Here is an 11,822-nt window from a genome sequence, read left to right as displayed (position 1 = left end):
CGAGTATCAAAGACTCATTCACGAGTATCAAAGACTCGTCAGCGAGTATAAAAGACTCATTCACGAGTATCAAAGACTCGTCAGCGAGTATCAAAGACTCATTCACGAGTATCAAAGACTCGTCAGCGAGTATAAAAGACTCATTCACGAATATAAAAGACTCATCACTAAGAATAATTGATGAGTAAATTCTCTATAAAGACGGGGATTTATCGCGTCTCTCTAATGCAATACCGTTGAGTTAAGCTTTTTTCTCCCCCCCTGCCTCCTCTGCATCCCCTGCTCCCCCTGCCTGCCTTAACAGATAAATTTCCTTAACCCAAGCGTATTGCTCTCTAATGTGCCTGTGTTTTAGACGCGATAAATTGTGTCTTTACATGGGGCGCTCTTTTACCTTCAGGCATTCCCCTACTTATTCTAGGTTCATCCAATAGGATGAATTGTCATTTTGATAACCAAGTAACAATAAGGTAGTTAAGTAGAGGATGAAAATATGGCATCTGCTCAAGCACTCTCCCTACCACCACTGATTCCGCGCGAAATTCTGTTTGGGAATCCCGAAAAGACTAGCCCACAACTCTCGCCTGATGGCAAGTACTTGGCATATATTGCCCCTGATGAGAAAAATGTCTTGCAGGTTTGGTTGCGAACTGTAGGACAAGAAGACGACCAAATACTAACTGCCGATAAAAAGCGCGGTATCCGCATTTTCTTCTGGACTTATAACGCCGACCAGTTGATTTATATGCAGGACTCGGATGGCGACGAGAACTTTCACCTCCACTTGGTTAATATTCACTCCAAGATTGTGCGTGACTTAACGCCATTCCAGGGTGTAAAAGCCGAACTTGTGGAACTTGAACCCAAATTTCCAGATCAAATGCTGGTAGCTTTGAACTTGAACAATCCCCAAAAGTTTGACGTTTACCGCATCAATCTAAAAAATGGTGCTGTGGAGTTCGACACTGACAACCCCGGTAACATTATCAGTTGGACATCTGACGCTGATTTCCAAATACGTGCAGCAACAGCTAGCACAGCCGGTGGTGGTTACGACCTCTTATTGCAGAAACCCGATAAACAGTGGGAAATTCTTCGCCACTGGGGGCCAGAAGAAGAAGGGAATTCTGTAAGTTTCTCGGCTGATGGTAAAACCCTTTATATTCAAGGGAATCACGATGCTAACGCCAAACGTCTGCTAGCTGTTGACTTAGACACTCGTCAAGAAACTGTCATTGCTGAAGATGAGCAGTATGATGTTGTCGGGATAATCATTCAACCACTGACGCGAGTTATCCAAGCAGTTTCTTTCTACAAAGATAAACAAGAATGGCAAGTAATTGACCAGAGTATCGCCGCAGATTTTGAGGAAATTGCCAAGGTACGTCCTGGTGAATTCTCTATAATTAGCCGCGATTTGGAAGATAAAACTTGGGCTTTAGCTTATAGAACTGACGATGGCCCAGTTTATTACTATGCCTACAACCGAGAGTCCAAAACTAGCACTTTCCTCTTTAGCAACCAACCCAAACTCGAAACGTTGCAGTTAGCTTCAATGCAACCGATTTCTTACGAAGCACGGGATGGTTTAACTATCCACAGTTACCTGACAACCCCTGTAGGAATACCTAGCCAGAATCTACCAACAGTACTCCTGGTTCATGGTGGCCCTTGGGCACGGGATACTTGGGGTTTTTCTGCCACAACGCAATGGTTAGCTAACCGGGGTTATGCTGTTCTGCAAGTGAACTTTCGCGGTTCTACTGGTTACGGTAAAGCATTTTTGAATGCTGGGAATCGAGAATGGGCTGGCAAAATGCACGATGACTTGATTGACAGCGTGAACTGGTTAGTAGAAAAAGGTATTTCCGACCCGCAAAAGATTGCGATTATGGGCGGTTCTTATGGTGGTTACGCCACCTTAGTGGGGTTAACTTTTACACCAGAAATCTTTGCGGCTGGTGTGGATATTGTGGGGCCAAGTAACCTAATTACTTTGATAGAAACTATACCGCCTTATTGGGAACCATTGAAGGCAATGCTTTATCATCGTGTCGGTAACTTAGAGACAGAAGAGGAATTTTTGAAATCGCGATCGCCTTTATTTTTTGCTGATCGAATTCAAAAACCTTTACTTATCGGTCAAGGTGCAAATGATCCGCGAGTCAAACAATCAGAAAGCGATCAAATTGTCAATGCAATGCAGCAGGCTGGTTTGCCAGTACAATATGCACTTTACACTGATGAAGGACACGGTTTTGCCAGACCAGAAAATCGGTTGCACTTTTTTGCGATCGCAGAAGAGTTTCTCGCCAAATACTTAGGTGGCAGATTTGAACCTTTGGCAGATATCCCCGGTCATTCAGGAATTGTTAAATAAACTTTCACGCATGGTGGTTAGTGTCATTCACTGACCACCTTTTGGCTGAAGTTGAGACATATAGGCAATGCCGCAATACTGCACGCTTTGTGCATTTTCAACTCGGCATTGGGTTTGGGGAAAAGGTTAAAGGGTAAAGGTTTTTTCTTTCCCCTTCCCCCTTCCCCTTTTCCCCAAAACCCGACAAGTATTGGGTAATGCCGTGTCTCTACAAACCTCTGTGTTCATCTGTGGTTAAATATTTTTCTGTACTTTATCCATAATCAGGAAAACTATAGTGACACAAGAAGCTGAGGATATCCAGAAAGAGGAAGAAGCGGTTTCCTATAACATTTTGACTCCCAGACAACAGAAGCAGCGATTAACAGAACTGGCAACAGTGTTTTTACGATTGGGGACGATCGCTTTTGGTGGCCCTGCTGCCCATATCGCCATGATGGACAATGAAGTGGTGAATCACCGTCAGTGGATGAGCCGGGAGAAACTGCTAGATTTGCTAGGAATTACGAATTTGATTCCAGGCCCCAACTCGACGGAATTAGCGATCCATATTGGCTACGAACGAGCCGGATGGCGTGGTTTACTGGTTGCGGGTAGCTGTTTTATTCTCCCGGCGATGCTGATAGTTTGGGCATTAGCCGCCATTTATGCTCGCTATCAAACAGTCCCGCAAGTGGAATGGCTGCTCTATGGAATTAAACCTGTAATAATTGCGATCGTGATTCAGGCTGTGTGGAATCTAGGGAAAAAGGCAGCTAAAGATGTGCCGACGATCATTGCAGGGATGGTAGGAATTGCAGCGTATTTAGCTGGATTGAACGAAATTTTGGTGCTGATTTTACTAGGTATCGCTGTCATGCTAGTGAAGAATTGGCAAGCTAGAGGACACACAAGTGGAGCATTCCTGTTACCTATTTCAGGTATTCTGGCGCAGGTTAGTAGTACAACAGCAGCAGTTACATCAGTCAGTTGGATTAGCGTCTTTGTCTTTTTTCTCAAAATTGGATGTGTTCTCTATGGCAGTGGTTATGTATTGCTGGCATTTCTGCAACGGGATTTGGTCGAGCGTAACCAGTGGCTGACATCACAACAGCTTTTAGATGCCGTAGCGATCGGGCAGTTTACACCGGGGCCTGTTTTTACCACCGCAACCTTTATTGGGTATTTGCTAGCAGGAAATACTGGGGCGATCGCTGCTACAATTGGCATTTTCTTGCCAGCTTTTGCGCTGGTTTGGGTGGTTAATCCTTGGGTTTATAAGTTGCGTCAATCTCCTTGGGCAAGTGGATTTCTGGATGGTGTGAATGCGGCTTCTCTCGGATTAATGGTAGGAGTAACTTACACATTAGGACGAACCGCGCTAGTGGATTGGTTGACAATTATCGTAGCAATTGTGAGTGCGATCGCTGTGTTTAAATTTAAAATAAATTCTGCCTGGTTAGTACTGGCAGGAGGAGCGCTCGGATTTGCTTCACACATATTATTAGGTTAAAGATAGCGATAAAATTGACTACATTTTACTGTGGGACGCTGATTATCTGCGTATTTGAGATATTGCTTTCTCCAGGGTTGAGTACTTGCTCTGCGTTTAGCTGTAATTCTGGGAAAATAGTAGAAGCGACGCAAAAAACTTTCTCGCCAAATCCTTAGATAGGAGATTGCAACCTACTTTGATGCTCAGACTCTTCTTTTTGCAACAGAAAATCGAGATAATCTTGTAATTGTAATAGCCTCGCTCCAGATAGCTGACGTAACTTAGCTAAAATCATTTCTTCTTGCTGCCACTGGGCAATGGGAATAATTTGAGATGCTGCGACTTCGACTGTCACATGGGGCAAATCAAACCCTTCTAGACTATACCCGTCCTCTTCCCCTTCAGGCATAGGGTAATGTTCCACAATTGTTGCAACATTCCCTCGCTTCAGGTTGTATTTTGGTAAGTCTTGCGCTAAGGCAACTTGAGAGAATAAGGGGTACTGTAGCTTCATTAATTCGCTCCTTGATCTGGCACTAAGGTGACAAATTTGGTTGTATCGTTTGCAACCATCCAAATGGTTAAGATATTTAGTTCAACGCCATTAAGCCCTTGCAGACACGCACGAATGGCATACTTCTGCCCATAACGAGTTGTTTCGATCGCCTCGGCAGGTTGCGTTAAAACTTGAGCGCGTAGATCCTGTTCCAGTTATTGCCAGTTGTCTAATGTGTACCCAGCCATAGCCAGAAATTTAGATTTATCGTCTTTTGGCAACGGCACAAGCAGATACTTGGTTAGCTTTTCTTCTGCAATTATTGCATCCTGCGGTAAAAAGACCATCGGCTCATGGCATGAATTTTAGGTAGGATTTATTGACTACATTTTACTGTGGGACGCTGATTGTCTGCGTATTTGAGATATTGCTTTCTCCAGGGTTGAGTAATTGATCTGCGGTTAGCTGTAATTCTGGGAAAATAGTAGAAGCGATCGCACTGTTTCCTATAAATTTGGTTTCTTCATAAAACCCGTCAACTAATATCAGTACGGTAACTGCATTTCTTTGTGGATCAACAATCCAATATTCAGCAATTCCCCTTGCGGCATACTCGGAACGTTTGTAGCGATAGTCCCGATCTTCGTTAGCTTTGCCAGGAGAAACAACTTCCACAACTAATGCTGGAGGTGGCATATCCAGGGTAATTGTGGATCGCGTTGCACCTTCTAAGGCTGTTGCAAGTTCATCCGTCAGCACAACTAAGTCAGGAATGCGAGTTGTTGCACGAGAACCAGCAACAACAATTTCAACTTTGTTACTTAACCGATTAACTGGAACGAACTTGAGGAAATTTACTAGCAAAAATAGAGATATCTGGACATTTTTTGGGCTTTCAGGTGGCATGGAAACTAACTCACCTGCTACCAGTTCATACTGGCTATCCGTGCGATCGTCATACTTCAAATATTCCTCAAGCGTTAGATGTTTGCCAGCGATCGCAGTCATATCAGGTCAAGAGAAGTTACGTACTAATAGTTTACCAAATTCATCAATCCTGATCTATTATTTAAAACCACAGATAATTCATGGGTATTTATCTGTGGTTATCTTTTCATCAAATTGACTTTTGCAAATTTAGTAAACGCTTGATTATTTAAAGCGATCGCTTCCCTAAAATTGCCGCAAAAATCGCAAATCACTAGCATATAACCGACGAATATCATCGATTTGGTGTAACACCATTGCAAAGCGTTCTACACCAAAACCCGCAGCAAACCCTGTATAAATTTCTGGGTCATAACCCACAGACTTAAGTACATTTGGATCGACCATACCGCAGCCCATCACCTCCAGCCAGCGACCATTCCACTGCAAATCTACTTCAGCCGAAGGTTCAGTAAACGGGAAATAACTGGCGCGGAAGCGAATAGGTAAATCACCAAATATTGTTTGTAAAAATACTTTAATTGTGCCTTTGAGGTCTGTAAAAGTTAGTCCCTCGTCAATGGCTAAAAGTTCTATTTGATGGAAAACTGCTGAGTGAGTCGCGTCTACATTATCTCGCCGATAAACTCGCCCTGGAGCTACAACCCGAATCGGTGGGTCTTCTCTTTCCATGTAACGAATTTGTACTGACGAGGTATGAGTGCGTAAAAGATTACCATCTGGCAGGTAGAAGGTATCCTGCATATCACGGGCGGGGTGGTCAGGCGGGGTATTAAGAGCCTCGAAATTATAGTAATCTGTTTCCATCTCTGGCCCTTGAGCCACGGTGTAGCCCATACCAACAAAAATATCTAGCGCCCGGTCGATAATACCATTGAGGGGATGAATACGACCTTGAGGGCTGTAAATTCCCGGCATAGTAACATCGAGAGTTTCAGCCTCTAGCTGTAGCTGAATTTGCGCGGCTTCCAGGGAGAGGCGTTGCTGGTCTAGACTAGTTTGCAAGGATTCTTTGACTGTATTGGCGATCGCTCCAATTTTTGGCCGTTCCTCTGCACTCATCTGCCCCATACTTCGCAACAGTGCCCCTAGTTCCCCTTTTTTACCCAGATAGTTAACTCTGAGTTCCTCCAGACGTTCTAGGCTGTCGGCGGCTGCGATCGCTTTTTCTCCTTCTTGCCGCAGTGCTAAAAGTTGAGCTTCTAAATTGCTAGTCATTAGTTATTAGTCATTGATCATTAGTCATTAGTCTATATTCAAAAGCTGTAAGCTGCTCGATAAATCAACTTACAGCTATGCCATTAACATCGAGAGTCAGCCCCAACCCTTGGGGACGCTGCGCGAACAGGGAAGTCAAAAGTCAAAACCAAACCTTTGTTTATCAATTAGAGACGACTGGGCTACCACAGCTTGGCATAAATCCAGCTATAGGGCGCTTATTTGATTGAGTGAAAAAACTCGCCTTCAACTCGAAAAGGCTAATTCCGCATTACCTACTCAAAAAAGTTCAGAAATCAAATCGGATTCCCATAACATCTTACTTACAAGATTTAAGGATTAAGCAACTAGTCTTAAAGGTAGGCAAACTTTAGACACAGTTTATGAATGAGTATAAATGTTTTTTGCTACTTGTGACCTTAGACATTGACAAATAACGAATAACAAATAACAAATAACTAATGACTAATGACTAATGACTAATGACCAATGACTATGAAATTACTAATTAGCAACGATGACGGCATTTCTGCCTTGGGGATTCGTACCCTAGCTAACTACTTGGCAGAGGCAGGTCATGATGTAAGTGTAGTTTGCCCAGATCGAGAGCGATCGGCAACTGGACACGGGTTAACTTTACATCAACCTATTCGCGCCGAAATTGTTGAAGGGATTTTTCATCCTGCTGTCAAAGCTTGGGCTTGCGATGGTACGCCTTCAGATTGCGTCAAATTGGCGCTTTGGGCTTTGCTAGATACTCCTCCCGATTTGGTTCTCTCTGGCATTAATCAAGGTGCGAATTTGGGAACTGAAATATTGTATTCCGGTACTGTTTCGGCGGCAATGGAAGGTTTAATTGAAGGCATTCCCAGTGTAGCACTGAGTCTTATTAGTCACACCTCTAAAGACTTTCAACCTGCTGCTAAGTTTGCCAAAATTCTCGTAGACCAGTTAGCCCAAAAACCTTTGCCAGATTTAATGTTGCTCAATGTCAATATTCCTGCGGTCAAATGGGAAGAAATTGCCGGAGTTACTCTTACCCGTCAAGGTCTGCGGCATTACATTGATGTGTTTGATAAACGAGTTGATCCTCGTGGAAAAACGTACTACTGGTTAACCGGAGAGGTAATTGAGGATGTAGAACCCCCAAGCGGATTAAATGTACTGCAAAATGTACCGTTAGATGTGCATGTTGTACGTAAAAACTACATCAGTATAACGCCGTTACAATACAATCTTACTCACGCAGATGGGCTAAATAAATTATCTGAGTGGGAATTCAATTTTCCATGAATCATGTGATTTATCAGGATAAAACTAGAATTATTTAAAGGCATCAGAGAAAAATGTAGGCTATAACGTAGGGACACTCTTGAAATAACCGATACACATCCACCCAAAAAACTGGAAAATTTTACCTGAGAGTATTTCATTCACATTTACACAATCAGCCAGAAACAGGGTATGCTGTTTTACCAAGAAATCCTTCCTCTGGCAAAATCGGTAAGACAGCATAAATTTAGACAAAATCAGTAACAATTTTTCCACTTATCGCCCGCTCAGTCCAGCAAGCAATACCCATGTCTAGGATAGAGAACCAATTTACCGTACAATTTTGGGGCGTTCGCGGCAGCATCCCCAGCCCAGGGCCAAACACCGTTCGTTACGGCGGTAATACCCCTTGCATATCAATGCAAGCGGGCGATAAACGCTTAGTTTTCGATGCTGGCACGGGACTACATGTTTTGGGGCAATCTTTGTTGCGCCAAATGCCGTTAGAAGCTCACATATTTTTTACCCATTCTCACTGGGATCACATGCAGGGTTTTCCCTTCTTTACCCCAGGATTTGTGAAGGGGAATGACTTTCATATCTACGGCGCGATCGCACCTGATGGTTCTACCATAGAACAGCGCCTCAATGACCAGATGTTGCACCCGAATTTTCCCGTACCCTTGCAAATTATGCAAGCCAATTTAAGTTTCTACGACATTCGACCGGGGCAACCAATTCACATCGATGACGTTACTGTAGAAACAGCACCTTTAAACCATCCAGGTGAAGCTGTAGGATACCGCGTCAACTGGCGTGGTGGTGCTGCGGCTTATATCACTGATACCGAACATTTTCCCGACCGACTCGATGATAATGTACTGTGGCTAGCTCGGAATGCTGACATTCTGGTTTACGATTCCACTTACACAGACGAGGAATACTATTCGCCCAAATCTCCGAAAATTGGCTGGGGACATTCTACCTGGCAAGAAGCGGTGAAAGTGGCACAAGCTGCTAACGTCAAAACTCTGGTGATTTACCACCACGACCCCGCACACGATGACGATTTTTTAGATTGTGTAGGGAAAGAAGTAGCCGCAAAATTTCCTGGGGCGATTATGGCACGGGAAGGATTGGTACTTCAGATTCCCACCTCAGTTGTCTTATCAGAATCTTTTCCTGTTAGTAAGTTTTCTACCTAGAGATTGCGATCGGAGGAATTGGAGATTTTAGATTAGATTGGTGATCAGAAGCTTTCAGCGCGAGAGCGTACCTGTTGGCTGTACGGTGAGACAGCACTGCCCAGAGTTGTCACGCCAACCACAGGAGAAGGGCGACAACAGGAGGACATACCTTATAGCACCAACACAGTCCAGATCCTCACAGACACCCTAAGATTGGGGCTAATTTGGAGGGTAAAACCTTTGTTGCAGTCTCAACAACGAACTAGAGCCTTTTTAGCTCTGGTATTTGGGTAATCTGGACTTAGTAATTAGCTGTCAATCAATTTTGGATTTTGGATTTGTTCAGCCATAGCATGGCGGGGCATGAACCAAAAAATCTAAAGTCTAAAATCTAAAATTCGTAGTCAAGCTAATAGCACAAGATACCATCTTGGGCAACTTCCCTTAGGTTAAGCTTTTGGCTGCTATGTAAAAGGGGTAGCATCAAAACCCTAGCTGATCGCACAAGACCTCATGGGCAGTTAGTGAATGTCCTCCTCAAGGCGGTTTACCATAAGGTAGCTTCCTGCTGATAGCTAAAATAAACCTAAAATCTCAGAATCCACGTGCTAAATTTGTCTAAAAATGGGTGTTCTGTGTGGGTTGCTTCTTCAAACGAAGGGCTGCTAACGCCGACTGCTGTTGCCCTTGGCAAGTTTGATGGTGTTCATCTTGGTCATCAAAGGGTAATTCAGCCAGTCTTGCAGGCTGGTGCTAACTTATCAATAGCCAGTAGTCCGCAGTCAAAGGAAAATCAACAACTAGCAAATCAAGAATATATTTACTCAACAGTTGTCACCTTTGACCCCCATCCACAGGAATTTTTTACGGGACAGCCCCGGACTTTGTTAACGCCACTGGATGAAAAAGTCCAACAATTGCGATCGCTTGGGGTAGAACAACTGGTATTACTACCCTTTGACAAAGAATTATCTGCTTTGACCCCTGAAGAATTCGTCCAAAAAATTCTTGTGCAACAACTGCGATGCCAGCAAATTAGCATCGGGCAGGATTTTTGTTTTGGCGAAAAGCGCAGTGGCACTGCTAAAGATTTGCAATTAATCGCCGCCAAGCATAATATCCCTGTTACCATCGTTCCCTTACAAACTTATACAGGTAACTCGCCCACCGAAAGCAGTTGCGTCACTACTAATCCGACTCAAGATGCCCGCATTAGCACTTCATTGATCCGTCAAACCCTTGATCAAGGCGACATCGAAAATGCAAATCTACTACTAGGACGCCCCTACACTCTTCTTGGTGTTGTCGTTCAAGGTCAACAATTGGGCAGAACAATTGGCTTTCCCACTGCCAATCTCCAACTACCAAAAGAAAAGTTTTTGCCCCGCCAAGGAGTCTATGCTGTCCGTGTTTTCATTCTCAGTGAAATATCAGATGTCGCTCCTAGTGAAAGCTTGGGCGTAATGAATATTGGTAACCGCCCAACTGTAAATGGTACTTATTCTTCTGCGGAAGTACATCTGTTCGACTGGTCTGGTGATTTGTATGGCAAAAAACTGGCTGTAGAACTAGTGAAATTTTTGCGCCCTGAACAAAAATTTGCTTCTCTAGAAGCCCTGAAAACACAAATTCAACTTGACTGTGTTGTTGCTAAAGAAATTTTGAGTGCTGAGTGGGAACAATAGATAGGGCATGGGGCATAGTTTATTAATTCATCTTCCCAATGCCCAATTCCCCACTCCCTACTCCCCGCACCGCATGAGAGAAAAAATTGACGCTTTAACACAAAATCTGGCTTTTACCATCGTTGGTAAAGCTGAGGCAATACGTTTAGTGCTAGTAGCCTTGCTAGGTGGTGGTCATGCTCTGCTAGAAGATGTCCCTGGTGTTGGTAAAACCCTACTCGCTAAATCTCTAGCTCGTTCACTGGATGGTAAGTTTCAACGGCTACAATGTACCCCCGATTTACTGCCAACTGATATTACTGGCACTAACATCTGGAACCCAAAAAACGGCGAATTTACTTATCTTCCTGGGCCTATTTTTACCAATATCCTCCTAGCTGACGAAATTAACCGCGCTACACCCCGCACTCAGTCAGCTTTACTAGAAGTCATGGAAGAACATCAGGTAACAGTCGATGGTGTCTCTCGTGCAGTTCCTCAGCCTTTTTTTGTCATTGCCACTCAAAACCCGATTGAGTATCAAGGTACTTTTCCACTACCGGAAGCGCAGATGGATCGGTTCATGTTGTCGCTGAGTTTGGGCTATCCTTCTGAGACAGAAGAACTCCTCATGCTGCAAAATCTCCAAAATGGTGTGAAGGTTGCTGATTTGCAGCCTTGTATTACCTTGGCAGAAGTACAGGAATTGCGTTACCTCTGCTCTCAAGTAAAAGTGGCACCCTCCTTGCAACAGTACATTCTGGAATTGGTGCGAGTAACACGGCAAGATGAGGAAATAGCCCTTGGTGTTAGTCCGCGTGGCACATTAGCATTACAACGGGCTACCCAAGCGCTAGCTTTTGTATTAGGGCGTGATTATGCTATTCCTGATGATGTAAAATTTCTCGTCCCTCATGTTCTTTGCCATCGCCTCATTCCTAGAGGCGGACGGAATGCAAGAACTGTTGTTGAGCGATTATTGCGATCGGTTTCTATTCCTTAAAGATAACTGTTGCCAAAAAGCTTTACCTAATTGCTTTCTCTTGAAAATGTTACTAACAGAACCTGAAATCTAACAAGTTCTAGACCAAGCTAAAGCTGCTTTTCCCAACTTGATTAACTGGGAATACAATAATGAAAAAAATGGGCGAAAAAGCGAATTGTGAATTAGTATAAGAGATTT

General features: G+C 43.7%; 11 protein-coding genes and 1 pseudogene. 8 read left to right on the top strand and 4 right to left on the bottom strand.

All coding sequences use genetic code 11. The features are described from left to right. The 3 genes and pseudogenes from RMY00_RS08580 to RMY00_RS08570 form a co-directional block, all read left to right on the top strand. A pseudogene (locus RMY00_RS08580) lies at nt 1–181 on the top strand (hypothetical protein); the annotation flags it as partial. A gap of 312 nt (nt 182–493) precedes the next feature. Beyond that, nucleotides 494–2,380 (top strand): S9 family peptidase, encoded by a 1,887-nt coding sequence (locus RMY00_RS08575; protein ID WP_322647127.1) that lies wholly within the window; start codon nt 494–496, stop codon nt 2,378–2,380. Nucleotides 2,381–2,657: 277 nt separating this feature from the next. Continuing rightward, on the top strand, nt 2,658–3,872 hold the full coding sequence (locus tag RMY00_RS08570; protein ID WP_322647126.1) for a chromate transporter: 1,215 nt from the start codon (nt 2,658–2,660) through the stop codon (nt 3,870–3,872). Nucleotides 3,873–4,026: 154 nt separating this feature from the next. Here the strand turns inward: RMY00_RS08570 and RMY00_RS08565 are convergent, their stop codons facing one another. From RMY00_RS08565 to pheS, 4 genes are all read right to left on the bottom strand, one after another. Continuing rightward, nucleotides 4,027–4,368, bottom strand: a complete 342-nt coding sequence (locus RMY00_RS08565) for a DUF4926 domain-containing protein (RefSeq protein WP_322647125.1) — start codon at nt 4,366–4,368, stop codon at nt 4,027–4,029. Then, entirely contained in the window at nt 4,368–4,565 is a 198-nt protein-coding gene (locus RMY00_RS36115; protein WP_416212052.1) for a DUF6883 domain-containing protein, read from the bottom strand. The genes RMY00_RS08565 and RMY00_RS36115 overlap by 1 nt, the downstream gene beginning before the upstream one ends. Nucleotides 4,566–4,740: 175 nt before the next feature. Further along, on the bottom strand, nt 4,741–5,358 hold the full coding sequence (locus RMY00_RS08560; protein WP_322647124.1) for a Uma2 family endonuclease: 618 nt from the start codon (nt 5,356–5,358) through the stop codon (nt 4,741–4,743). Between the two features lie 165 nt (nt 5,359–5,523). Next, the gene (gene pheS, locus RMY00_RS08555; RefSeq protein WP_322647123.1) at nt 5,524–6,516 is read right to left on the bottom strand and encodes a phenylalanine--tRNA ligase subunit alpha; all 993 of its coding nucleotides are present in this window, start codon (nt 6,514–6,516) and stop codon (nt 5,524–5,526) included. A gap of 77 nt (nt 6,517–6,593) precedes the next feature. Here pheS and RMY00_RS08550 point away from each other — a divergent pair, with 77 nt between their 5' ends. From RMY00_RS08550 to RMY00_RS08530, 5 genes are all read left to right on the top strand, one after another. Then, nucleotides 6,594–6,746: a hypothetical protein gene (locus tag RMY00_RS08550; protein WP_322647122.1), complete on the top strand. Its 153-nt coding sequence runs from the start codon at nt 6,594–6,596 to the stop codon at nt 6,744–6,746. Nucleotides 6,747–7,011: 265 nt separating this feature from the next. Continuing rightward, a complete protein-coding gene (gene surE, locus RMY00_RS08545; RefSeq protein WP_322647137.1) occupies nt 7,012–7,809 on the top strand; it encodes a 5'/3'-nucleotidase SurE in 798 nt (265 codons plus the stop codon). Between the two features lie 287 nt (nt 7,810–8,096). Further along, on the top strand, nt 8,097–8,993 hold the full coding sequence (locus RMY00_RS08540; protein ID WP_322647121.1) for an MBL fold metallo-hydrolase: 897 nt from the start codon (nt 8,097–8,099) through the stop codon (nt 8,991–8,993). A 587-nt stretch (nt 8,994–9,580) separates the two neighbouring features. Continuing rightward, on the top strand, nt 9,581–10,660 hold the full coding sequence (locus tag RMY00_RS08535; RefSeq protein ID WP_322647120.1) for a bifunctional riboflavin kinase/FAD synthetase: 1,080 nt from the start codon (nt 9,581–9,583) through the stop codon (nt 10,658–10,660). Between the two features lie 73 nt (nt 10,661–10,733). Further along, on the top strand, nt 10,734–11,642 hold the full coding sequence (locus RMY00_RS08530) for a MoxR family ATPase (protein WP_322647136.1): 909 nt from the start codon (nt 10,734–10,736) through the stop codon (nt 11,640–11,642). Nucleotides 11,643–11,822 lie beyond the last annotated feature (180 nt).

The organism is Nostoc sp. ChiVER01 (genome assembly GCF_034531155.1).
GTDB lineage: Bacteria > Cyanobacteriota > Cyanobacteriia > Cyanobacteriales > Nostocaceae > Nostoc.
Note: the sequence above shows the minus strand (reverse complement) of the source record. Positions and strands in the feature narration are given on the sequence as shown.

What these genes read in the sequence shown, in the direction of transcription:
- RMY00_RS08575 (WP_322647127.1), top strand. Translation starts at nt 494, where the DNA reads ATGGCATCTGCTCAAGCACTCTCCCTACCACCACTGATTCCGCGCGAA.
- RMY00_RS08565 (WP_322647125.1), bottom strand. Translation starts at nt 4,368, where the DNA reads ATGAAGCTACAGTACCCCTTATTCTCTCAAGTTGCCTTAGCGCAAGAC.
- RMY00_RS08560 (WP_322647124.1), bottom strand. Translation starts at nt 5,358, where the DNA reads ATGACTGCGATCGCTGGCAAACATCTAACGCTTGAGGAATATTTGAAG.
- pheS (WP_322647123.1), bottom strand. Translation starts at nt 6,516, where the DNA reads ATGACTAGCAATTTAGAAGCTCAACTTTTAGCACTGCGGCAAGAAGGA.
- RMY00_RS08550 (WP_322647122.1), top strand. Translation starts at nt 6,594, where the DNA reads ATGCCATTAACATCGAGAGTCAGCCCCAACCCTTGGGGACGCTGCGCG.
- surE (WP_322647137.1), top strand. Translation starts at nt 7,012, where the DNA reads ATGAAATTACTAATTAGCAACGATGACGGCATTTCTGCCTTGGGGATT.
- RMY00_RS08540 (WP_322647121.1), top strand. Translation starts at nt 8,097, where the DNA reads ATGTCTAGGATAGAGAACCAATTTACCGTACAATTTTGGGGCGTTCGC.
- RMY00_RS08530 (WP_322647136.1), top strand. Translation starts at nt 10,734, where the DNA reads ATGAGAGAAAAAATTGACGCTTTAACACAAAATCTGGCTTTTACCATC.